At 65.5% G+C, this 21,742-nt stretch carries 20 protein-coding genes; 12 read left to right on the top strand and 8 right to left on the bottom strand.

Going from position 1 to position 21,742, the window contains the following annotated elements; translation table 11 throughout:
* Positions 1 to 48 precede the first annotated feature (48 nt).
* The 7 genes from IM760_RS00740 to IM760_RS00710 all read left to right on the top strand — a co-directional run bounded on the left by IM760_RS00740 (position 49) and on the right by IM760_RS00710 (position 8,201).
* Positions 49 to 1,095 carry an alpha/beta hydrolase gene (locus IM760_RS00740; RefSeq protein ID WP_204426637.1) on the top strand — a complete coding sequence of 349 codons (1,047 nt, stop codon included), beginning with the start codon at positions 49 to 51 and terminating at the stop codon, positions 1,093 to 1,095.
* 95 nt (positions 1,096 to 1,190) lie between these two features.
* On the top strand, positions 1,191 to 3,950 hold the full coding sequence (polA, locus tag IM760_RS00735) for a DNA polymerase I (RefSeq protein WP_204426636.1): 2,760 nt from the start codon (positions 1,191 to 1,193) through the stop codon (positions 3,948 to 3,950).
* 14 nt (positions 3,951 to 3,964) lie between these two features.
* Entirely contained in the window at positions 3,965 to 4,471 is a 507-nt protein-coding gene (locus IM760_RS00730; protein ID WP_239549530.1) for a hypothetical protein, read from the top strand.
* A gap of 14 nt (positions 4,472 to 4,485) precedes the next feature.
* Entirely contained in the window at positions 4,486 to 5,151 is a 666-nt protein-coding gene (tmpT, locus tag IM760_RS00725) for a thiopurine S-methyltransferase (protein WP_204426635.1), read from the top strand.
* Between the two features lie 49 nt (positions 5,152 to 5,200).
* Positions 5,201 to 5,461, top strand: a complete 261-nt coding sequence (locus IM760_RS00720; RefSeq protein WP_204426634.1) for a DUF2442 domain-containing protein — start codon at positions 5,201 to 5,203, stop codon at positions 5,459 to 5,461.
* Positions 5,462 to 5,587: 126 nt separating this feature from the next.
* Complete coding sequence (locus IM760_RS00715) at positions 5,588 to 5,977, top strand: DUF3775 domain-containing protein (protein ID WP_204426633.1); 390 nt, start codon at positions 5,588 to 5,590, stop codon at positions 5,975 to 5,977.
* Positions 5,978 to 6,110: 133 nt separating this feature from the next.
* Positions 6,111 to 8,201, top strand: a complete 2,091-nt coding sequence (locus IM760_RS00710) for a VIT and vWA domain-containing protein (RefSeq protein WP_204426632.1) — start codon at positions 6,111 to 6,113, stop codon at positions 8,199 to 8,201.
* On the opposite strand, the gene IM760_RS00705 is transcribed toward IM760_RS00710, so the two are convergent.
* The 3 genes from IM760_RS00705 to IM760_RS00695 all read right to left on the bottom strand — a co-directional run bounded on the left by IM760_RS00705 (position 8,170) and on the right by IM760_RS00695 (position 10,493).
* A complete protein-coding gene (locus tag IM760_RS00705; RefSeq protein WP_204426631.1) occupies positions 8,170 to 9,438 on the bottom strand; it encodes a type II toxin-antitoxin system HipA family toxin in 1,269 nt (422 codons plus the stop codon). The genes IM760_RS00710 and IM760_RS00705 overlap by 32 nt on opposite strands.
* Positions 9,435 to 9,677, bottom strand: a complete 243-nt coding sequence (locus IM760_RS00700) for a helix-turn-helix transcriptional regulator (RefSeq protein WP_204426630.1) — start codon at positions 9,675 to 9,677, stop codon at positions 9,435 to 9,437. The genes IM760_RS00705 and IM760_RS00700 overlap by 4 nt, the downstream gene beginning before the upstream one ends.
* 135 nt (positions 9,678 to 9,812) lie before the next feature.
* Positions 9,813 to 10,493: an SDR family oxidoreductase gene (locus IM760_RS00695; protein WP_204426629.1), complete on the bottom strand. Its 681-nt coding sequence runs from the start codon at positions 10,491 to 10,493 to the stop codon at positions 9,813 to 9,815.
* A gap of 207 nt (positions 10,494 to 10,700) precedes the next feature.
* On the opposite strand from IM760_RS00695, the gene IM760_RS00690 reads away from it, so the two are divergent.
* A complete protein-coding gene (locus IM760_RS00690; RefSeq protein ID WP_204426628.1) occupies positions 10,701 to 11,174 on the top strand; it encodes a peroxiredoxin in 474 nt (157 codons plus the stop codon).
* Between the two features lie 402 nt (positions 11,175 to 11,576).
* The gene (locus tag IM760_RS00680; protein ID WP_239549529.1) at positions 11,577 to 13,589 is read left to right on the top strand and encodes a hypothetical protein; all 2,013 of its coding nucleotides are present in this window, start codon (positions 11,577 to 11,579) and stop codon (positions 13,587 to 13,589) included.
* Between the two features lie 58 nt (positions 13,590 to 13,647).
* Here the strand turns inward: IM760_RS00680 and IM760_RS00675 are convergent, their stop codons facing one another.
* The 3 genes from IM760_RS00675 to IM760_RS00665 all read right to left on the bottom strand — a co-directional run bounded on the left by IM760_RS00675 (position 13,648) and on the right by IM760_RS00665 (position 17,186).
* Positions 13,648 to 15,432, bottom strand: a complete 1,785-nt coding sequence (locus IM760_RS00675; RefSeq protein WP_204426625.1) for a thiamine pyrophosphate-requiring protein — start codon at positions 15,430 to 15,432, stop codon at positions 13,648 to 13,650.
* 26 nt (positions 15,433 to 15,458) lie between these two features.
* Positions 15,459 to 16,637: a pyridoxal phosphate-dependent aminotransferase gene (locus IM760_RS00670; RefSeq protein WP_204426624.1), complete on the bottom strand. Its 1,179-nt coding sequence runs from the start codon at positions 16,635 to 16,637 to the stop codon at positions 15,459 to 15,461.
* A gap of 117 nt (positions 16,638 to 16,754) precedes the next feature.
* A complete protein-coding gene (locus tag IM760_RS00665; RefSeq protein WP_338021354.1) occupies positions 16,755 to 17,186 on the bottom strand; it encodes a DUF3301 domain-containing protein in 432 nt (143 codons plus the stop codon).
* A gap of 207 nt (positions 17,187 to 17,393) precedes the next feature.
* Between IM760_RS00665 and IM760_RS00660 the strand changes: the two genes are divergently transcribed.
* Positions 17,394 to 18,851: a catalase gene (locus IM760_RS00660; protein ID WP_204426623.1), complete on the top strand. Its 1,458-nt coding sequence runs from the start codon at positions 17,394 to 17,396 to the stop codon at positions 18,849 to 18,851.
* A 61-nt stretch (positions 18,852 to 18,912) separates the two neighbouring features.
* Here the strand turns inward: IM760_RS00660 and IM760_RS00655 are convergent, their stop codons facing one another.
* Positions 18,913 to 19,674, bottom strand: a complete 762-nt coding sequence (locus IM760_RS00655; protein WP_204426622.1) for an ABC transporter permease — start codon at positions 19,672 to 19,674, stop codon at positions 18,913 to 18,915.
* A 1-nt stretch (position 19,675) separates the two neighbouring features.
* A complete protein-coding gene (locus IM760_RS00650; RefSeq protein ID WP_204426621.1) occupies positions 19,676 to 20,611 on the bottom strand; it encodes an ABC transporter ATP-binding protein in 936 nt (311 codons plus the stop codon).
* Positions 20,612 to 20,721: 110 nt separating this feature from the next.
* Here IM760_RS00650 and soxR point away from each other — a divergent pair, with 110 nt between their 5' ends.
* Both soxR and IM760_RS00640 read left to right on the top strand, forming a co-directional pair.
* Positions 20,722 to 21,210: a redox-sensitive transcriptional activator SoxR gene (gene soxR, locus IM760_RS00645; protein WP_204426620.1), complete on the top strand. Its 489-nt coding sequence runs from the start codon at positions 20,722 to 20,724 to the stop codon at positions 21,208 to 21,210.
* Positions 21,211 to 21,304: 94 nt separating this feature from the next.
* Positions 21,305 to 21,739 (top strand): hemerythrin domain-containing protein, encoded by a 435-nt coding sequence (locus IM760_RS00640; protein ID WP_204426619.1) that lies wholly within the window; start codon positions 21,305 to 21,307, stop codon positions 21,737 to 21,739.
* Positions 21,740 to 21,742 lie beyond the last annotated feature (3 nt).

The following is a 21,742-nucleotide window of genomic DNA, read 5'->3' as shown; positions in this document are numbered from 1 at the left end:
TATAACCCCGGAGATTCGCTGAACAGGCCGTTTTTTCGAGGAACCCGCATGTCCCTGCAAGAAAACATCGAACGCACCTCGGTGCGTGCCCTGCTGGCCCTGCCCGCCGGCGTCGCCGGCCGCCTGGCCGGGCTGCTGGAAAAGGTCGACCGCTCCACCCTGGACCCGAAGCTGCGTCTGCTGCTGGCGCTCTCGGACGGCCGCAAGGGCTTCCACGAACTGCCGCTGCCCCGGGGCCGCGCCCTGTACGGCCAGATGATCCGCATGCTCGACGTGCCCGAGGAAGCGGTGGCCGAAGTGCGCGATATCCGCGTGCCGGTGGAGGGCGGCGATATCCTGGTGCGGCTCTACCGCCCCGGTAAACGGGTGGGCCCGGCGCCGGCGAACGGCGCTCCGGCGATCCTGTTCGCCCACGGCGGTGGCTTCACCATCGGCAGCGCCGGGGAATACGACCGGCTTTGCCGCCATATCGCCAACCAGACCGGCGCCGTGGTGCTCAATGTGGACTACCGGCTGGCGCCGGAGCACCCCGCCCCCACCGCCGCCGACGATGTGCTGGCCGCCTGGCGCTGGCTCACCGAGCAGGCCGGTGACCTGGGCATCGACCGCGACCGGCTGGCGGTGATGGGCGACAGCGCCGGCGGCAATCTGAGCCTGGTGATCGCCCAGCAGGCGGCGCTGCACGCCCTGCCGGCGCCGAAACTGGTGGTGGCGGTGTACCCGAAAACCGACGGCGCCAACGAGATGCCTTCCGCCACCGCTCTCGGCGGCGGCCAGGGTGGGCTGGACCGGGACATGATCGACTGGTTCCACAACCACTACATGCAGGATGAAAGCCTGGTCGAGGACTTCCGGGTGTCGCCGCTGCGCAACCCGGAACTGGCTGGCCACCCGGACACGCTGCTGATCACCGCCACCGATCCCCTGCGCGACGAAGGTCTGGCCTACGGCGAACGGCTGCGCGAAGCGGGCGTGCCGGTGGTCAACCTGGATTACCCGAAGCTGGTGCACGGCTTCATCACCATGGGCGGCGCGCTGCCCGCCGCCCGCCGGGCGGTGGATGAGATCCTCGCCCACGCTCGCGAGCGGCTTTAGGGAAAGCGGGGTGGGGTCAGGCCATGGCCCCCTGACCCGGCCCCTTCCGGGCGCTACACTATGTCCTCCCGAACACGCTCCAACCAAGGACCCCCATGGCCGACCGCAAACCGATCATTCTTGTCGACGGTTCTTCCTACCTGTACCGCGCCTTCCACGCCCTGCCGCCGCTGACCACCTCCGACGGCCGGCCCACCGGGGCGGTGCGCGGCGTGGCCGCCATGCTGCGCAAGCTGATCAAGGACTACCAACCGGAATACATGGCGGTGGTGTTCGACGCCAAGGGCAAAACCTTCCGCGATGAGCTGTTCGAGGAGTACAAGGCCAACCGCCCGCCCATGCCCGATGATCTGCGCGCCCAGGTGCAGCCCCTGCACGACCTGATCCGGGCCATGGGCCTGCCGCTGATCATCGAGGAAGGGGTGGAGGCCGACGACGTGATCGGGACCTTCGCGCGGATCTTCAGCGCGGAGGAAAGGGCGGTGCTGATTTCCACCGGCGACAAGGACATGGCGCAGCTGGTCAACCCGCACGTCACCCTGATCAACACCATGAACGATGCCCTCTACGACATCGACGGCGTGCACAAAAAATTCGGCGTCGGCCCGGAGCTGATCATCGACTTTCTGGCGTTGATGGGCGACAAGGTGGACAACATTCCCGGCGTGCCCGGTGTCGGCGAAAAAACCGCCCTGGCCCTGCTTACCGGCCTGGGGTCGCTGCAAAACATCTACGACAACCTGGATAAAGTGGCGGAGCTGGGGTTCCGTGGCGCCAAGACCATGGGCAAAAAGCTGGAGGAACACCGGGAGCAGGCGTTTCTGTCCTATGAACTGGCCACCATCAAGGTGGATTGCGAACTGCACGAGGGACTGGAAGAACTGCAACTGCGCCAGCCCGAGGTGGAAAAGCTCGCCGAATACTATCGCGACCTGGAATTCAAAGGCTGGCTGGTGGAGCTGCTGGACGGCCAGGACCCCGCCGCCGACGGGGCCGTGGATCTGAGCCCGGAACAGCCCATCGCCCGGGACAGCTACGAAACCGTACTCAATGAGGCCCAGTTGGACGCCTGGCTGAAAAAGCTCGGGTCGGTGGATCTGTTTGCCTTCGACACCGAGACCACCAGCCTTAACTACATGGACGCCGCCCTGGTGGGCGTCAGCGTGGCCACCGCCGCCGGCGAGGCCGCCTATATTCCCTTCGGCCACGACTACGCCGGCGCGCCGGAGCAGCTGCCCGAAGCGCTGGTGCTGGAAAAACTCAAACCGCTGCTGGAAGACCCGGCGGTGAAAAAAGTGGGCCAGAACCTGAAGTACGACATGAGCGTGCTGGCCAACGCCGGCATTACCCTGCGCGGCGTCGAGTTCGACACCATGCTGGAATCCTACGTGCTCGATTCGGTGGCCACCCGCCACGACATGGACTCCCTGGCGCTCAAATACCTGGGCCACAAAACCGTCAGTTTCGAGGAAATCGCCGGCAAGGGCGCCAAGCAGCTTACCTTTAATCAGGTGGGCCTGGACGAAGCGGCGGAATACGCCGCCGAGGACGCCGACATTACCCTGCGCCTGCATCAGGCGTTATGGCCGCAACTGGAAGGCATCGACGGCCTGAAAAAAGTGTTCGAGGACATCGAACTGCCGCTGCTGCCGGTGCTCAGCCGCATCGAACGCAACGGCACCTATGTGGACGCCGACATGCTGCGCAATCAAAGCCAGTCCCTGGCCAAGCGCATGATGGAACTGCAGGAAGAGGCCTACAAAGTCGCCGGCCAGGAATTCAATCTGGGCTCGCCCAAACAGCTGGGCGAAATCCTTTATGAAAAGCTGGACATTCCGGTGATCAAGAAAACGCCCAAGGGCGCCCCCTCCACCGCCGAGGCGGTGCTGCAGGAGCTGGCCCTGGAAGGCCACGAGCTGCCCGGCGTGATCATGCAGTACCGCGGTGTTTCCAAACTCAAGAACACCTACACCGACAAACTGCCGGAACTGATCAACCGCCGCACCGGCCGCGTGCACACTTCCTACCACCAGGCGGTGGCGGCCACCGGCCGGCTGTCGTCCAGCGACCCGAACCTGCAGAACATTCCGGTGCGCAGCGAAGAGGGCCGCAAGATCCGGCTGGCGTTCCGCGCCCCGCCGCCGGAAAGCGGCAAGGAGGCCCGCAAGATCGTGGCCTGCGATTACTCGCAGATCGAGCTGCGCATCATGGCGCACCTGTCCGGTGACGAAGGCCTGCTGCACGCCTTCGCCAACAACCTGGACATTCACCGCGCCACCGCCGCGGAAGTCTGGGACAAGGAGTTGGATCAGGTCACCGACAACGAACGTCGCAACGCCAAGGCCATCAACTTCGGCCTCATCTACGGCATGAGCGCCTTCGGCCTGGCCCGCCAGCTCGGCATCCCCCGTGGCGAAGCCCAGGAATACATCGACCGTTACTTTGATCGCTATCCCGGCGTGAAACGCTACATGGACCGCACCCGCGCCGACGCCGCCGAAAACGGCTACGTGGAAACCCTGTTCGGCCGCCGCCTCTACCTGCCGGAAATCAAAAGCAGCAACGGCCAGCGCCGCCAGGCCGCCGAACGCACCGCCATCAACGCGCCCATGCAGGGCACCGCCGCGGACATCATCAAGAAAGCCATGGTCAACGTGGACGCCTGGCTCACCGACAGCGACTTCGACGCCCTGATGATCATGCAGGTCCACGACGAACTGGTGTTCGAGGTGGCGGAAGGCCAGGTGGACGCCCTGATCCGGGAAGTGAAACACCGCATGGAAGCCGCCGCCGACCTGAAGGTGCCGCTGATCGTGGACGTGGGCATCGGCGACAACTGGGAAGAAGCACACTGAAAAGGAAACCGTTTATGGGCCAGACCGCCGGTGCGCGCGTACCGTCCCCCAAAACCCTCAACCTGCTCTGGTTCGTCACCCTGTCGGCGCCCATGTTTATCGGCGTGGCCCTGTGGCTGGCGGTGCGGTTCGCGGCCTATCGGCCGGTCGCCGAACTGCTGCCCCGGGAAACCCTCTGGCAGCTCGCCCTGGGCGCCATGGCGCTGACTCTGCTGGTGGCCCGGCCCCTGCGTAACCTGATCATGAAACCGGAAGCGGTGGCCCGCCGCTCGCTGGCCGGCCGCGTGGCGCCGGACGGGCCGGCGGCCCTGGCGGCGGTCAAAACGCAGACCAGCATGTTCGCCTTTCTGGGGATGCTGGACGCGGTGGCGTTCATGATCGTGGCGCTCAGCTTTATGCATGCCGATGCCGCCCTGGCCCTTCTCAACGGCGTTTATGCCTTGGCGCTGGCGGTGGTGGCGAAACCGGATTTCCCGCAGCTCCTGCAACAGACCGAGCAGGTTCTGCGACGCGACCACTGAGCCCGGAGGCGAGCATGGACAAGCAATTCTGGCGGGAAAAATGGCAAAACCGGGAGCTGGGCTGGCACCTGCCGTTCGCCAACCCGGTGCTCAAACGGCACCTGCCGGCGCTCGACCCCGCCTCCGGCGACCGGACGTTCGTGCCGCTGTGCGGCAAGACGCTGGACATCCGCTGGCTGCTGGAACAGGGCTTCGCGGTGGCGGGCGCGGAACTGAGCGAACAGGCGGTGCGGGAGCTGTTCGAGGAACTCGGATTCGAGCCCGAGGTAACGTCCTGGGACGGCGGCCACCGCTGGCGCCACGGCGACCTGACCGTGTTCCAGGGCGACCTGTTCGCGCTCACCGCCGCCGACCTGGGCCCGGTGGACCGGGTCTACGACCGCGCCGCCCTGGTGGCCCTGCCGGAACAACTGCGCGCCCGATACGCCCCCCACGTCGCAACCCTCACCGGCAACGCCCCGCAACTGCTGATCAGCTTCGAATACGACCCGGCCGAAATGGACGGCCCGCCGTTCACGGTCCAGCCCGACGAAATCCAGCGGTTGTACGGCGACCGCTATACCCTGGAAGAACTGTCCCGCCAGGATGTGATCGACAGCCAGGACCGCTTCAAGGACGCCGGCGTTACCTCTTTCGTGCAGGTGGCCTGGAGGCTGAATCCGCTAAGCCGCTCTTATTGAAAGGATCGTTCGAGCGCGGAACACTTCGAGGAGATCGAGAGGGCTTGGAATGAGCACTTCCGCCAGCGCTAAGGCAGTGACCTTCGACAACGAGACCATGTGGGTGGAGCTGACTGACGGTCGCGCTCTCGGGGTCCCGTTGGCCTGGTTCCCGAGACTGCTGCATGCCACGCCGGAACAGCGGGCGGCCTGTCGAATCAGCTACACCGGCCAGGGGCTCCATTGGGAGGAACTGGACGAGGATATTTCCGTTGCGGGCCTGTTGGCGGGGCGTGGCGATATCACCGAGCCCCACCACGACGTGGCCTGACGCTCCCACACTGAGACCCTCTTTTACGTCCTTCACCTTGTGATCCCGGCCGGGCATGCCACCCTTTTCCTAGACAGAGAACGCCGGCCCCGGCCGGCGGTAACCGACCCGGAGAAGGAGAATCCCATGCTCAATGTGAGCGGCGAGACCGTGTGCCGGCTGGTGGAACTGGCCCAGGCGTTCCAGTCCCAGGAAGCCATCGTGTTGCCGGACGACGGCAGCAACCCCATCGACCAGCCCGGCGACGCGCCGATGCCGGCCACCGGCGCCGGTGAGCCGTCCCAGGCGGAGTTCCGCACCATCATCGCCGACCTGGAGCCGGACCAGCAGACCGAGGTGGTGGCGCTGATGTGGCTGGGGCGCGGTGATTTCCAGGAAGACGATTGGGACGGCGCCCTGCGGCTGGCCCGGGACGAGTGGACCCCGGAAACCGCGGATTACCTGCTGGGGCACCCGTTGCTGGCGGAGTATCTGGTGGAGGGGCTGGCGGTGTTCGGGGTCAGCTGCGACCTCTGAACCGGCTGCTTCCGGGGCTATTGAACACCTCCGGAAAAGTCTTGTTAATGAACAGCGTTTAATAATCCGGCGCTTCTCCTGTATCTATTGAACGGCGTTTAAAGGACGTTCCAATAAGAGACAGGAGACCGACATGACTTCGCTGATTTCCCCCTGCCGCTGGCTGGCGGGCGCGCTGATGCTGGCGCTGGCCGCCAGCGGTGCCCGCGCCGCCGGGCTGATGACCCCTTCGGACGGCGGCCTGCCGCCCCTCTCTCTGAACGAGCAGCACGTCACCGTGGACGTGGAGGACGGTTACGCCATTACCGAGGTGGAGCAGGTCTTCCACAATCCCCACGACCGCGATCTGGAAGCCCATTACCGTTTCCCGGTGCCTGAGAAGGGGGCCGTGGCGGAATTCACCGTCTGGATCGACGGCAAACCGGTGGTGGGCGAGGTGCTGGAGAAGCAGAAGGCCCGCCAGGTGTACGAGCAGGAGAAGGCGGCCGGCCGGGACGCCGGACTGACCGAGCAGGACGGCTACAAAGCCTTTGATGTGCAGGTGAGCCCGGTGCGGGCCGGCCAGGACACCCGCGTGCGGCTGGTGTACCTGCAGCCGGTGGACGAGGACACCGGCGTGGGCCGTTATCTGTACCCGCTGGAAGAGGGCGGGGTGGACCAGCGCCAGCTGGATTTCTGGACCGCCAACGAACGGGTGGAGGAGCATTTCACCTTTACCCTGAACCTGCGCACCGGTTATCCGGTGGCGGCGGTGCGGGTGCCGGACCAGCCCGGCGCGGCGGTGACGCAAACCAGCCCCACCCAATGGCGGGTGGCACTGGATAACCGGGCCGGCGGCCAGCCGCACGGCGACGACGAGGGCGGCGCCGACGCGGAAGGGCAGGGCTCCCCCGGCGGGCAGCCGGCGTTCCAGCTGAACCGGGACATCGCGGTGTACTGGCGTTACCCGCCGGATCTGCCCGGCAGCGTGGACCTGGTGGCCTACAAGGCACCGGGCAGTGACCGGGGCACCTTTATGATGAGCCTGACCCCCGGCGATGACCTGCCGCCGGTGACCGGCGGCCGCGACTGGGTGTTCGTGCTCGACGTGTCCGGCTCCATGGCCGGCAAGCTGGCCACCCTGGCGGACGGCGTCGGCAAGGCCCTGGGCCGGCTGCGGCCGGAGGACCGCTTCCGCATCGTGCTGTTCAACGATGGCGCCCGGGAACTGACCTCCGGCTTCGTGGCGGTGACCCCGGAGGCGGTGAGTGACTACGTGAACCGGGTGGCCACGCTGCAATCCAGCGGCGGCACCAACCTCTATGACGGTCTGAAAACCGGCCTGAAGTCCCTGGACGCGGACCGCCCCACCGGCATCGCCCTGGTCACCGACGGGGTGGCCAATGTGGGCGTCACCGAGCAGAAGCGCTTTCTGGAATTGCTCGACCGCTACGACGTGCGGCTGTTCACCTTCATCATGGGCAACAGCGCCAACCGGCCGCTGCTCACCGCCCTCACCGACGCCAGTAACGGCTTCGCCCTGAGTGTCTCCAACAGCGACGACATGGTCGGCCGGCTGATGCAGGCCACCGGCAAGCTCACCCACCGGGCCATGAACGACGTGACCCTCGACATCGACGGCGTGAAAACCGCCGACCTGACCCCCGAGCGCATCGGTACCGTCTACCGGGGCGGGCGCATCGTGGTGCTCGGCCATTACTGGGGCGACGGTCCGGCGGACGTGACCCTGAGTGCCAAGGTCGGCGGCGAGACGCGCCGCTATCGAACCCGTTTCCCGTTCCCCGCCGAAGGCGGCGCCAACCCGGAGCTGGAACGGCTGTGGGCCTACGCCACCATCCAGGACCTGCAGCGCCAGCGCGACAACTTCGGCGCCGACGCGGATCTGGAAGAGGGCATCACCGACCTGGCCCTGGAATACGGCCTGGTCACCGACTACACCTCCATGGTGGTGCTGCGTGAAGAAATGTTCGAGAAATACGGCATCGACCGCCGTAACGCGGACCGACGCGAGCTGGAAAAACTGGCCAAGGCGCAACGGGAGGCGCAAGCCCCGGCATCCCACCGTGCCGACCAGAACCCGCCCATGTTCCAACAGGCGCGCCCGTCCATGGGCGGCGGCGGCAGCGGCGGTGCCCTGGGGCTCGGGTCGCTGCTGCCGTTCCTGATCCTGTTGGTGGCCGGCCTGCTGCGCGCTAGGCGAGCCAGTTCTGTCTCGCGCGTTTAACCTGCTGCTTGATCACCGCCTTGGCCTTATCCAGTTCGTGGCCGAGGCGGTGTTGTTCGATAAACGCTTGATGCAGGTCGTCCAGATGGGCTTCCAGGTGCGTCACCTGGATTTTGATAAGCCGCTGAACCCGTTTGGGCGCCATGCCGAGTTGTCTGGCGAACGCCTCCCAATGAGTGTGGTGCAGATTGCCGGGGTCGGTCTGTTCCCCCACCGGCAACGCCAGCTTATGGCTGACCTGGTCGATGGCAAGTGTACAAACCAGATCGTAGAAAGGCGCCAGTGTCCATACCCCCCCGCCTTCCGATAGCAGGGACAGGTTCTTGATATGGCCGTCCGCGTTACCCGCCAGCGCATTGAAGATTTGCCATTGGGCCAGGGCTTGTAAATCCGTCGCCGGTTGCCGGCAATAGGTTTGAATAATGTTCGACAGCGGGGCAAAGCCGCCGTCGTTGATGTCGTACTTCTGGCGGTGTGAAAGCCCTTGGGCCTGGCAGAAGTCTTCCTGATGCAGGCGCCGTACCCTTCCGGGTTGCACATGGCGATCATAGCGCTCCGCCAGCGACGCAATATGCTCGCCGATTCTTACCAGTTTCACCGGTGCCACCGGCAAGCCCAGTTGCGCTGCGATATGTGTGGTATAGATTTCCAGCAAGGGAACCTGCTTCAGATCCCGAACCGGCAGCTTGAGAATGTGCGTGGACGGCGCGTTGCCTTCAGGCAGATCGAAACACCAGCCGCCTTCGCCGGTCGGAGTGGCCAGGACCGGTATCTTGTCCTGTGCCCCGGCAAGAGAAAGACGCGGTGCGGTATCGCCGTCCAGCCAGGCAGAGCGGCCCTGTTCAATGGCGGCGATCAGGGTTGATTCGTCGAGGGCTCGCGACGTTTCTGGAGCCTCTTCCGTCACCGGCGACTCATGCGGTGGCAGTAACTGCAAAGCGCCGGCGCAATCGCCCCCCAGCTTTTCCAACAGGGAAAGATCGTCGTCGGCGACGGCCAATTGCCGGACCAGTCGGTCCCTGGCGTTGCCTTCGGGCAGCAGATTGGCGAAAAAATGGTGACCCCGAAGGTCGGGAGGCAGGAAATCTCCAGTTTCATCCAAGGGCAGACTGCAGGAAATCGCCCAGCCCCGGCCCAGCCAATCCCCGTCATACAGAAAAGCCATCCGCCCCGCGCCGCTGTCCAGGAGGCGACCGACCAAACGGTCCTGATACCAGACATTGAGGCCGCGACTCATGGCCGGCCACCTCGTGGTATGGCCAAGAGATCCAGGCCAAGCAGCCGGGTAATGCGGAAGGTCAGCTCCAGTCGGGCGGTGGGCTTGCCGCGCTCCAGTTCCGACACGAAACGCGGGCCGACCCCGGCGATTTCCGCCAAATCCACCTGAGTCAGGCCTTGGGCTTTGCGTGCCGCTCGAATGCGAGCGCCCAATTCGCTCGCGCTTTCCACGACGTAGGGTGAGGGGGAGGGCGACATCGTATTCTCCAAAATATTCCTGATCGGGAATATCATGAAGAAACAGAGGGCGGACGCCAATAAAAATTACCGATCGGGAAAAATTCGAGTGTCAGCCCCAGATGGCCGTGTAATCTTCCCGATCGGTATCATCGCTTACCAGGGCAGCACGCTGCCGTCGGAGTGCCAGAAGGTGCCGGTGTTGTCCAGGTTCAGCTCGTCCATGCGCTGCACCAGACGGTGGGCGGCCTGCTCGGCGGTGATGTCGCCGTTGTTGCCGGTCATGTCGGTCTTCACGAAGCCCGGGTGCAGGATCGCCACCGGGATGCCCCGGTCCTTCAGATCCACGGCCAGGGACTTGCCGGCGGCGTTGAGGCCGGCCTTGCTGACCCGGTAACCGTAGCGACCGCCGGAGTCGTTGTCCTCGATGGACCCCATGCGCGAGGTCATCAGGCCCACCCGGCTGCCCTCGCGCATATTGTCGAGCAGCGCGTGGGTGACGCGCAGCGGCCCCAGGGTGTTCACCTCGAACTGCTGGCGCATGGTGTCCAGGTTCAGGTCGTCCAGGGTCTCGTTTTCCATCATGCCGGCGTTGTTGTAGAGCACGTCCACCGGGGTGTCGCCCAGTTCCTTCTTGAGCGCCGCCACATCCTGGTCCTTGCTCACGTCGTAGCCTTCCAGCACGCGAATGCCCAGGTCGTGCAGATCCTCGCGGCCTTCCTGCGTGGCCGAGCTACGGCACACGGCGATCACCTGATTGCCGCGTTCCTTCCACAGCCGTGCCATGTGATAGCCGATGCCGCGATTGGCGCCGGTAATGACGATGGTCTGACTCATGACGAATCTCCTTCTTCGTGTCAGTGGATGGTGCTGTCAATGAATGCCACCCAGCCTGGAGACCCGCGCCGGCGGGATCAAACCGGCGGTGGCAATGGCAACACTCTTTTACGTTGCCGGAGCCTTTAAGACGCACCGTCGCGCTCGGCGCCACGGTGCCGGTTCTGGTACATTCGAGGTCCTTTTCGACACCCACAGGATACGATCATGACCATTGCCGTAGGCGACAAGCTGCCCGACGTCACCATCAAGACCAACGGCGCCAAAGGCCCCGAGGACCTGTCCACCGGCGACTTCTTCAAGGGCCGCAAGGTGGTGTTGTTCGCGGTGCCCGGCGCGTTCACGCCCGGTTGTTCCAACACCCACATGCCGGGCTTCGTGGTGAACGCGGACGAGATTCTTGAGAAAGCCGACGCCATCGGCTGCATGGCGGTCAACGACGCCTTCGTGATGGGCGCCTGGCAGGACAACCAGAACGCCGAGAAAATCACCATGCTGGCCGACGGCAACGCCGAGTTCACCCGGGCGCTGGGCCTGGAGCTGGACGCCAGCGGCGCCGGCCTGGGGATTCGCAGCAAGCGCTTCGCGCTGATCGCCAATGACGGCGTGGTGGAGTACCTGGGCGTGGACGCCAAGGGCGTGGAGGAAAGCAGCGCCGAGACCGTGCTCAAGCACCTCTGAGGCGAATGTCCCGTGCCGGGCACGGACACTGCAGCGGGGCGCGCCGGCCAGCAGGCCGGCGCGCCCCGCTTTGTTGGGAGGTTGTCTTTTCGCGACAACCGGCCGGGGGCCGGTCACGCATTCGCGCATAGCACGTCTTTGGTTATAAATAACAAGATGTTCAGCACATTTCGCTCTTTTGGCCCGTTCGGAACGTAAAAGATCACGAATTCGTTACACCCCGCACACATTACGAAGCGCCCCGGTTGCGTTTGAGTGGTGCCGTAACAGCTCTTAAAGCAAGGCCGACATTTTTTCATTGCCACCCTTTGTACATTCCATCTGTGCACTGCCGCTCTCCGATTCCGGTTGTGGGGGGAGGGGGCAGCGACTGATGCGGATAAAACTCAAGGAGGGTGGATCATGTTCCGGTCCCTGGCGAAAACACTGGTATTGATGATGATGTTGGTGGCGCTGGCCGCCTGTGGTGGCGGTGGCGGCAGCAGCGGCGGCCCGTCCGGCAATGGCGGCGCGGAAACGCCCAACAACCCGGATAACCCGGATAACCCCGGCGATCCGAATGAACCCGGCGACCCGGACAACCCGGGCGATCCGGATGACCCGGACAACCCGGACGAGCCCGGCAATCCCGGTGACGACATGGACGACGAAGAACGCGCGGCGACCGTCGGCCTGATCGACACCAACAACCATTTCACCGCTTCCGTTTGCCCGGGCACCGTGCTGGACGTGCCGCTGGGCAACGCGATTGACGTGGTGACCTGTGAAAACGAAGCCCTGACCAACATTTCCCTGGGCAACGACAACCTGCTCGGTCTGGTGTGCGCCGACACGGTGGCCGGCACCGACACCGCTCTGGTGGAAAGCCTGTCCGACGTGGAATTCCTGCCCAACTGCGTGATGGAAAGCACCGTCTACCTGCGCGACACCATCACCGGTCTGCTGGACGGCACCAGCCCGATCACCCAGGAACTGTGCCCGAACGCGGACAACCCGGTGCTGTGCGTGGTGGACGTGCTGCAAACCACGCCTGAGACCCTGCAGAGCGCGCTCACCGTGCTGGGCTGCGAGGACGCCCTGAATCCGCAAACCTGTCTCACCGGCGTGGCCAACAATCTGGCCAGCGGCGAGCTGCTGATCGGCACCCTGAACACGCTCTCCACCGCGGTGTGCCCGGTGGCCGCCAACGCCGGCGACTTCAACCCGCAGGACTGTGTCACCGAAGTGCTCACCGGCGTGGGCAGCGTGCTCAACGTGGCCGGTCTGCCGGGCGTGGGCGAAATCTGTGGCGATCAGGCGGACCCGCTGACCTGTCTGCTGGAAGCCGGTGAACTGCTGTCCCCGGTCACCGATGCCCTGGGTGGCGTGCCGGTGGTGGGCGAGCTGGTGAACAGCCTGCTGGGCGCCATTGAAAGCGATCCGGGCAACCTGGACCTGCTGGAAACCCTGCCGCAACTGCTGGCCGGCATCCCGGTGGTGGGTGATCTGATCGGCGACGCCCTGGAAAACGGCGGCGGCGAAGACGCCAACCCGCTGTTCGCCCTGCTGGAACAACTGCAAGGTCTGCCGGAGATGGTGGCCGAAGTGCCGGTGCTGGGCGACCTGCTCAACGGCCTGGCCGGTGGCGACGCCGGTGGCCTGCCCCTGGACGCGCTGGACCTGGAATCCCTGGCCGACGCGCTGACCAGTGGCGACCTGTCCCAACTGAGCGCGCCGGTGCAGGAAGTGCTGGACCAGGTGCCGGTACTGGGTCCGCTGGTGGGCCAGCTGCTGGGCGCGGTGAACTGCGAATCCGGCGACCCGCTGCAGTGCCTGACCTCCGCCAGTGACCAGCTTGGTCAGTTCACCGACCTGCTTGGCGAAGTGCCGGTGCTGGGCGACCTGCTCAACCCGCTGATCGGCACCCTGCTGGGCGCGGTCGAGGGCGGTGGTGAAGGCGGCGACCCGCTGGCCACCCTGACCGGCGCGCTGGATCAGCTGCCGGTGGCCGGTGACCTGCTCAACGAAGTGCTGGGCACCCTGCTGGGCGGCGAAGGCGGTGTCGACCCGAGCAACCCGGGCGACCTGCTCAACCCGGCCCTGGGCCTGCTCGAAGAAGTGCCGGTGCTGGGTGACCTGGCCAACGAATTGCTCGGCGGCCTGCTCAGCGGCGGCCCCCTGGACGGCGAAGCCGGCCTGGAGAACCTGCTGGGCGGTCTGCTGGATCAGGACTTCGCTCTGATCCCCGCGGTGGGTGATCTGCTGGAACAGATCCCGGCCCTGGGCGAACCGCTGGTGTCCGTGCTCGACACCGTGGCCGGCGACGACGGCCTGCTGGAAAACATTCTGTCTCCCATCGCCGACGTGCTGGAAGGCATCCCCGGCCTGGGCGACCTGCTCGGCGGTCTGCTGGACGGTCTGTTCGGCTGGACCTGAGCGCTCCCCTTTTCTTCCGTAAGTGCCAGTGCCCCGGCTTCGCCGGGGCTTTTTTTGTTCAGCGCTTCAGATACTTGGCCGCCATGGCCTTGAGCGATTGCCGGATCTCGGCGCCGGCCTCCGGGTCGCCTTTCAGGATCGACTGCATGTAGCCCTTTACCTGGCTCATTTCCAGATGGGTGGGCAGTGGCGGTACGTTGGCGTCCACCACCGCATTGATCACCACCGGCCGGTCCGCGGCGAGGGCGTCGTCCAGCACCGCCTCCACCCGGTCCGGGTGGTCCAGGCGCACGCCGGTCAGGCCCAGCATCTCCGCGTAGCGGTCATAGTCGAAGTCCGGCAGGGCCTGGGAGGATTCGAACTTGGGATCGCCCTCCATGACGCGCTGCTCCCAGGTCACCTGATTCAGGTCCCGGTTGTTGAGCACCAGCACGATCAGCCGCGGGTCCGACCAGTCGCGCCAGTATTTGGCCACGGTGATCAGGCCGTTGTTGCCGATCATCTGCATGGCGCCGTCGCCGACCATGGCGATCACCGGGCGGTCCGGGTGGGCGAACTTGGCGGCCAGGGCGTAGGGCACGCCGTTGCCCATGGAGGCCAGCCCCCCGGAAGTGGAGCCCTGCACCCCGCCGCGGATTTTCAGGAAGCGGGCGTACCAGTCAGTGGCGGTGCCCACGTCGGCGGCGAGCAAGGCGTTGTCCGGCAGCCGCGCGGACAGCTCCCAGAAGATCTTCTGCGGGTTGAGCGGGTCCGCTCCGGTGTTGGCGCGGGCGGCCACCGTGTCCCACCAATCCTCGATCTGTTCCTGCAAATCGTCGCGCCAGGCGCGGTCGGTTTTCGGCTCGACACGCTGCCGCAGGGCCTCCAGGGTGGCGCGGGCGTCGCCGTGCAGATTCACCTCGGTGGGGTAGCGCAGGCCCAGATTGGCGGCGTCGATGTCGATCTGCACCGCCCGGGCCTGGCCGGACTCCGGCAGAAACTCCGCGTAGGGAAAACTGGTGCCGACCATCAGCAGCGTGTCGCAATGCCTCATCATGCGATCACTGGGCTCGGTGCCCAGCAGGCCGATGGTGCCGGTGACCCCGGGCGCGTCGTCCGGGATCATGGTCTTGGCCAGCACCGCCTTGGCGATACCGGCGCCCAGGGCCTCGGCCAGGTCCAGCAGTTGGGGCACCGCGTCCTTGACGCCGGCACCGGCGAGGATCGCCACCTTCTCGCCGGCGTTGAGAATCTCGGCCGCCTGGCCCAGATCGGTGTCGGCGGGCAGTCGCCGGGACGGGCGGTAGCCCACCCCGGACCAGGTGGCGCCGTGGCTGGCCGGTGGCTCGGCCATGGGCGCGTCCTGAATATCGTTGGGCACGATCACGCAGGTCACGGTGCGTTCCGCCTCGGCGATGCGCAGGGCCCGGTCCACCACATGGCGGGCCTGGGCCGGCGCCATCACGGTCTGCACATAGGCCCCCACGTCCTGGAACACGCTTTCCAGGTCCACCTCCTGCTGGAAATCCGAACCCAGACTCAGGCGTGCCTGCTGGCCGATCACCGCCACCACCGGCATATGATCCTTGGCGGCGTCGTACAGGCCGTTAAGGGCGTGGATCGCCCCCGGGCCCGAGGTGGTCACCACCACGCCGGGGCGGTCGGTGTATTTGGCGTGCCCGCAGGCCATGAACGCGGCCAGCTCCTCGTGGCGGGGCTGCACCAGGGTGATCTTCTCCTCGGCGCGGCGCAGGGCGCTCATCACGCCGTTGATGCCGTCGCCGGAATAGCCGTAGACCCGTTCCACGCCCCATTGGTGAAGCCGGTCGACAATGAAATCCGAAACCGTCGCGGTGCTGCTCATGATGCCTCCTTGGCAAGTGTGCTCCGTTAGCCGATAAAGCGGCGCAGCCGCTCCAGGGCGAGGTCGATGGTGTCCTGGCTGGCGGCGAACGACACCCGCAGGCGCCCCGGCGCACCGAACCCGCTGCCCGGCACCACCGCCACGCCGGCGTCGTGGAGCAGGGTCTCCGCCAGTTGATAGTCGTCCTCCACATCGTCCCGGTCGGCGATCAGTTCACGCACGTCCGGGAAGGCGTAGAAGGTGCCGTCCGAGGGCGCGCAGCGCACCCCCGGCAGGGCATCCAGCGCCGGCACCACCCGGTCGTGGCGGCGCCGGTATTCGGCCACCATCTCGCGGACCGGTGTCTGATCGCCGGTGAGCGCCGCCAGGGCGGCGTGCTGGCTGATGCTGGCGGTACCGGCGGTGCTCTGGCCCTGGACCTTTTTCAGCCGCTCCAGGGCCGGCGCCGGCCCGCCCAGAAAACCGACCCGCCAGCCGGTCATGGCGTAGGCCTTGGAGACCCCGTTGACCACGAAACAGCGATCGGCCAGGTCCGGTGCCACGTTGAGCAAGGTACGGAAAGGCCGGCCGCTCCAGTTCAGATGCTCGTAGATGTCGTCGCAGATCACCCACACCTGCGGGTGTCGGCGGAACACCTCCGCCAGCCGCCTCAGGCGGTCCTCGTCGTAGACGCGCCCGGTGGGATTGTTGGGGCTGTTCAGGAACACCACCCGGGTGCGGTGGGTAAAGGCGGACGCCAGCCGGTCCGGATCCGGCAGGTAGTCATCCTCCGCGCACAGATCCCAATAGACCGGCTGGGCGCCGGCCAGGGTCACCTGGGCGGGATAGGTGACCCAGTAGGGGCGCGGCACCACCGCTTCGTCGCCGGGACCGAGCAGGGTCTGGCACAGGTCGTAGAGCGCCTGCTTGGCGCCGCAGGTGACCATTACCTGATCCTGGGCGAAGTCCAGGTCGTTATCGCGGCGGAACTTCTCCCGCACCGCGGCTTTCAGGTCGTCGGTGCCGTCCACCGCCGTGTAGTGGGTAAAGCCCCGGTCGATGGCCGAATGGGCGGCTTCCTTGATCGGCGCCGGCGTGTCGAAGTCCGGCTCGCCGGCGCCCAGGCGGGCGACCCGCTCGCCGCCCTGCTGCAGGGCCGCCGCCTCGGCGTTGATTTTCAGGGTGAGGGAAGGCTGGATGCTCTCCACCCGATGAGAAAACGGCATGATGCACTCCCTTGACCGTTCACCCCATGGGTACGCCCGCCGGCGGGGCACCGGCAAGGCGGACAGCAAAAAAAGGTGTAAAAGGCGGCGGGTTTGCGGGTTGGCGCGCGGGGCGGGTCAGTGCAGCTGGTCCGGCTCCCGGGTGAAGCGGTGCGGCGGTAGCACCACGCGCTGAACCCGCTCGCCGAGCACTTCGGTTTCGCCCTTGTAGCGCTCGCCGCCGGTGACCGTGAACTCGAATTCATAGAGCCGCCACAGACGCAGCCGGCCACCGTGGTCGCGGCGCAATCGCAGGCGGCGCAGACCCACGGTCTGATCCAGCAGCAATACCTCCTCACGCTCGCAATGCCGGCGGGTTACGCGCAGGGCGGTCTCGCGGATGCGCTGGGCCCGCCAGAACAGGGCCGCGCCCAGCACCAGGGCGGCCAGCAGCAGAACGTCGGTGAGGGCGAGATTCACAATCAGGGTCTTCGTTCCGATCAGGGTCCGGTCATGGTAAGCGGCGCCGCGCCGGTTGGCCATCGGCGCCACGCGCACCGGCCGTTTCACGCCGACGTCACGCGATTCAACCGCCGCTCCATCAATTTTTGTAAAGTTCGCCGCCCGGTGTCTTTCCGAGGGGGCCGCGCCCTGCGACCGTAGTCGCAAAGCGCAACGGTATCGGAGCGGGCCCCAGCCCCGGGAGCCCGCCTGGCCGTTTTTCGTTCCGCGCCGCCCGACCACGCCGGCCCGGGACATCAGGAGGGAGAACCAGCAATGAGCGACAATCGCAAGCCAACCACCACCGATGCCGGGATTCCGGTCGCCAGCGATGAACATTCCCTGTCCGTCGGGCCCGATGGGCCGATCGTCCTGCACGATCACTACCTGATGGAGCAGATGGCCGCGTTCAACCGGGAAATGATTCCGGACCGCCAGCCCCATGCGAAAGGCGGCGGCGCCTTCGGCCATTTCCAGGTCACCCGGGACGTGAGCCGGTACACCAAGGCCGACTTTCTGCAGCAGGGCAAGAAGACCGATGTGCTGATTCGCTTCTCCACCGTGGCCGGCGAAGCCGGCAGCCCGGATACCTGGCGGGACCCGCGCGGCTTCGCGGTGAAGTTCTACACCGAGCAGGGCAACTTCGACATGGTGGGCAACAACACGCCGGTGTTTTTTGTCCGCGATCCGATGAAGTTTCAGCACTTCATCCATTCCCAGAAACGCCGGGCCGACAACGGTCTGCGCGACAACGACATGCAGTGGGATTTCTGGACCAATGCGCCGGAATCCGCCCACCAGGTCACCTGGCTGATGGGTGACCGGGGCGTGCCCGCCACCTGGCGGCACATGAACGGCTACTCCAGCCACACCTATATGTGGGTGAACGGCGACGGCGAGCGCTTCTGGGTGAAGTACCACTTCAAGACCGACCAGGGCATCAAGTGCATGACCCAGGAGCAGGCCGACGAGATGGCCGGCAGCGACGCCGACTACCACCGGCGTGACCTGTTCCAGTCGATCAAGCGCGGCGACCACCCGAGCTGGACCCTGCACGTGCAGATCATGCCGTTCGAGGACGCCAAAACCTACCGCATCAATCCCTTCGACCTGACCAAGGTCTGGCCCCACGACGACTACCCGCTGCACGAAGTGGGCAAGCTGACCCTGGACCGCAATCCCACGGATTTCCACAGCGAGATCGAGCAGGCGGCGTTCGAGCCCAACAATTTCGTGCCCGGCACCGGCCTGTCGCCGGACAAGATGCTGCTGGCGCGCGCCATTTCCTACGCCGATGCCCACCGGGCCCGGTTGGGCGTGAACTATCGTCAGATTCCGGTCAACGAACCCAAGTGTCCGGTGCACAGCTACAGCAAGGGCGGCGCCATGCGCATGCGTAACGCCAGCGACCCGGTCTATGCCCTGAACTCCAAGGGCGGCCCGGCGGCGGACCCGGAACGTTACCCGGAACAGGCAGTGTGGGCCGCGGACGGCGAGTTCGTGCGTGCCGCCTACACGCTGCGCAAGGACGACGGCGACTTCAATCAGGCCAACGATCTGGTCAACAAGGTGATGGACGACGCCGCCCGCGACCGTCTGGTGAACAACGTGGCCGGCCACGTGCTGGACGGCGTGGAGGAGCCGGTGCTGTCCCGCGTGTTCGAGTACTGGCGCAACGTGGACGAAACCATCGGCAAGCGCATCGAGGAGAAGGTACGCGCCGAGAAGAAGTAAGCGAGCTGTTCAACCACGCACCGAACACCGCGCCCGGCCGGGCGCGGTGTGACGGCGCGGCTCAGGTCCGCAGCCGGTAGCCGGTTTTGAAGATCCAGGTAATCAGCCCCACGCACACCAGCATGAACACCAGCGTCATGCCCAGACTGACGGCCAGATGGACGTCGGCCACGCCGTAGAAACTCCAGCGAAAGCCACTCACCAGATACACCACCGGATTGAACAGAGTCACCGTCTGCCATACCGGCGGCAACATGTTCACCGAATAGAAAGTCCCGCCCAGAAAGGTCAGCGGTGTCACGATCATCATCGGTATGATCTGCAGCTTTTCGAAACCGTCCGCCCACACCCCGATAATGAAACCGAACAGGCTGAAGGTCACCGCGGTCAGCGCCAGAAAGCCGATCATGGCGACCGGATGGGCGATGCTGAAGTCCACGAACAGACGGGACGTGGCCAGAATCAGCAGCCCGAGAATGATGGACTTGCTGGCCGCCGCGCCCACGTAGCCCGCGACGATCTCCAGCGGTGAGATCGGTGCCGACAGCACCTCGTAGATGGTGCCGGTGAACTTGGGCATGTAGATGCCGAACGAGGCGTTGGAAATGCTCTCGTTAAGCAGCATCAGCATGATCAGACCCGGAATGATGAAGGCGCCGTAGCTGATGCCGTCGATCTCCACCATCCGTGAGCCGATTGCCGAGCCGAACACCACGAAATACAGGGAAGTGGAAATCACCGGCGAGGCGATGCTCTGCATCAGGGTGCGCCAGGTGCGTGCCATCTCGAACAGATAGATGGCTTTTACGCCGTGCAGATTCATATCAGTCTCCCGTGCGACGGTTATGGACCAGATCCACGAAAATATCCTCCAGTGAGCTCTCACGGGTGCGCAGGTCGCGGAACTCGATGCCCTGCTCGCCCAGGCGACGCAGCAGACCGGCCACGTCGGCCTGATCGTGGCGGGCGTCGAAGCCATACACCAGCTCGTGGCCGTCGCCCTCCAGCACCAGATTCAGATCGGACAGGCCCGCGGGGATCGCCTCCAGGGGCGCGGCCAGCTGCAGCCGCAGTTCCTTGCGGCCCAGCTTTTCCATCAGCGTGCGGGTGTGCTCCACCAGAATGATTTCGCCGCCGCTGATCACGCCGACCCGGTCGGCCATCTCTTCCGCCTCCTCGATGTAGTGGGTGGTGAGGATAATGGTCACGCCGCGTTCGCGCAGGCCGCGCACCAGATTCCACATATCCCGCCGCAGCTCCACGTCCACGCCGGCGGTGGGCTCGTCGAGAAATAGAATGGCCGGTTCATGGGCCAGCGCCTTGGCGATCATCACCCGGCGCTTCATGCCGCCGGACAGGGCCATGATCTTGTCCTTGCGCTTGTCCCACAGGGACAGGTCGCGCAACACTTTCTCCACGTAGGCCGGGTCCGCCGGCTTGCCGAACAGGCCACGGCTGAAATTCACCGTGGCCCAGACCGTCTCAAAGGCATCGGTGGACAGTTCCTGGGGCACCAGGCCAATGCGTGAACGGGCCGCCCGGTAATCGCGCCGGATATCGCAGCCGTCCACGAGCACCGTGCCCGGTCCCGGATTGACGATGCCGCAGACAATGCTGATCAAGGTGGTTTTCCCCGCGCCGTTCGGCCCCAACAACGCGAATATTTCGCCCTTGCGGATGTGCAGGTTCACATCACGCAGGGCGGTGAAACCGGACTCGTAGGTCTTGCTGAGTCCGTCGATGGCGATAATGTCGGACACGGGGGCTCCTTGCGGTTGATGGCGCGAAAACGACATTCTACGACTTGTGCCGGTACCCATGGGAAGGCAGCATAAAAGCTCAACCAATGTTCAGGTCAACAGAGGTGGCAATGGACCCGGTACCCTCCATCGATATCGGCAAGGCGCTCACCGTGGGCGAGGTGGCCAGGCGCAGCGGCGTGGCGGTGTCCGCGCTGCATTTTTATGAACGCAAGGGCCTGATCAAAAGCCATCGCAGCGCCGGCAATCAACGCCGCTATCACCGGGACGTGCTGCGCCGCGTGGCGGTGATCAAGGTGGCCCAGCGCATCGGCATTCCGCTGGCGGAGGTGGCCGGCGCGCTGGCGTCGCTGCCCTCCGGGCGCAGCCCCACCGCCCGGGACTGGTCGCGGCTGTCCGCCCGCTGGCGCCAGGACCTGGAGGAACGCATCCATCATCTCAGCCAGCTGCGGGATCAGCTGGACGACTGCATCGGTTGCGGCTGCCTGTCGCTCACCGCCTGCCGGCTGCGCAACCCCGGTGACACCCTGGCGGAAACCGGTACCGGGGCGCGGCGCTGGGAAGGCGACGGCGAGGGGAATGGAGAGCGACAAGGGTAAATTCCGGTAAAGCGCCGGCGGCAAACTTCCGGTTTGGCGGTAAGGTGTAATACCCCAAGAACAACCGGAATCAAAGCCCGAGGAGATCCCGTCCATGAATCTGTTCGAAGCGTTGCGTCAGGACCACGACACCCAGCGGACCCTGCTGGAGCTGCTGGTCAAAACCCACGGCGACAGTGAAGGTCGCGAGGAGCTGTTCGCCAAGGTCAAGCAGGAACTCACCGCCCACGCCGCCGCCGAGGAGCGGGCCCTGTACGTACCGATGATGGAACAGGACCTGACCCAGGAGAAAGCCCGTCACAGCGTGGCCGAACACCACGAGATCGATGAACTGGTGGAGGAGCTGGAGAACACCGACTTCAGTTCACCGGGCTGGCTGGCCACCGCCAAAAAGCTGCAGCACCTGGTCACGCACCATCTGGATGAAGAAGAGCAGGAAGTGTTCCAGCTTGCCGGTCGCGCCCTCAACGAGCAGGACAAGACCCGCCTGGCCGGTACCTACCGGGAGGAGATGGCGGCGGCCAAATAGGGC

This window comes from Alloalcanivorax marinus (assembly GCF_016906305.1).
In the GTDB taxonomy this organism is placed as follows: domain Bacteria; phylum Pseudomonadota; class Gammaproteobacteria; order Pseudomonadales; family Alcanivoracaceae; genus Alloalcanivorax; species Alloalcanivorax marinus.
The sequence above is the reverse complement of the archived record's forward strand: the minus strand, read 5'-3'. Positions and strand labels throughout refer to the sequence as shown.

What these genes read in the sequence shown, in the direction of transcription:
- IM760_RS00705 (WP_204426631.1), bottom strand. Translation starts at nt 9,438, where the DNA reads ATGAGTCGCGGCCTCAATGTCTGGTATCAGGACCGTTTGGTCGGTCGC.
- IM760_RS00715 (WP_204426633.1), top strand. Translation starts at nt 5,588, where the DNA reads ATGCTCAATGTGAGCGGCGAGACCGTGTGCCGGCTGGTGGAACTGGCC.
- IM760_RS00655 (WP_204426622.1), bottom strand. Translation starts at nt 19,674, where the DNA reads ATGAATCTGCACGGCGTAAAAGCCATCTATCTGTTCGAGATGGCACGC.
- IM760_RS00675 (WP_204426625.1), bottom strand. Translation starts at nt 15,432, where the DNA reads ATGAGCAGCACCGCGACGGTTTCGGATTTCATTGTCGACCGGCTTCAC.
- IM760_RS00700 (WP_204426630.1), bottom strand. Translation starts at nt 9,677, where the DNA reads ATGTCGCCCTCCCCCTCACCCTACGTCGTGGAAAGCGCGAGCGAATTG.
- IM760_RS00710 (WP_204426632.1), top strand. Translation starts at nt 6,111, where the DNA reads ATGACTTCGCTGATTTCCCCCTGCCGCTGGCTGGCGGGCGCGCTGATG.
- soxR (WP_204426620.1), top strand. Translation starts at nt 20,722, where the DNA reads ATGGACCCGGTACCCTCCATCGATATCGGCAAGGCGCTCACCGTGGGC.
- IM760_RS00720 (WP_204426634.1), top strand. Translation starts at nt 5,201, where the DNA reads ATGAGCACTTCCGCCAGCGCTAAGGCAGTGACCTTCGACAACGAGACC.
- IM760_RS00730 (WP_239549530.1), top strand. Translation starts at nt 3,965, where the DNA reads ATGGGCCAGACCGCCGGTGCGCGCGTACCGTCCCCCAAAACCCTCAAC.
- IM760_RS00690 (WP_204426628.1), top strand. Translation starts at nt 10,701, where the DNA reads ATGACCATTGCCGTAGGCGACAAGCTGCCCGACGTCACCATCAAGACC.
- IM760_RS00680 (WP_239549529.1), top strand. Translation starts at nt 11,577, where the DNA reads ATGTTCCGGTCCCTGGCGAAAACACTGGTATTGATGATGATGTTGGTG.
- IM760_RS00740 (WP_204426637.1), top strand. Translation starts at nt 49, where the DNA reads ATGTCCCTGCAAGAAAACATCGAACGCACCTCGGTGCGTGCCCTGCTG.
- IM760_RS00695 (WP_204426629.1), bottom strand. Translation starts at nt 10,493, where the DNA reads ATGAGTCAGACCATCGTCATTACCGGCGCCAATCGCGGCATCGGCTAT.
- IM760_RS00660 (WP_204426623.1), top strand. Translation starts at nt 17,394, where the DNA reads ATGAGCGACAATCGCAAGCCAACCACCACCGATGCCGGGATTCCGGTC.
- tmpT (WP_204426635.1), top strand. Translation starts at nt 4,486, where the DNA reads ATGGACAAGCAATTCTGGCGGGAAAAATGGCAAAACCGGGAGCTGGGC.
- IM760_RS00670 (WP_204426624.1), bottom strand. Translation starts at nt 16,637, where the DNA reads ATGCCGTTTTCTCATCGGGTGGAGAGCATCCAGCCTTCCCTCACCCTG.
- IM760_RS00640 (WP_204426619.1), top strand. Translation starts at nt 21,305, where the DNA reads ATGAATCTGTTCGAAGCGTTGCGTCAGGACCACGACACCCAGCGGACC.
- polA (WP_204426636.1), top strand. Translation starts at nt 1,191, where the DNA reads ATGGCCGACCGCAAACCGATCATTCTTGTCGACGGTTCTTCCTACCTG.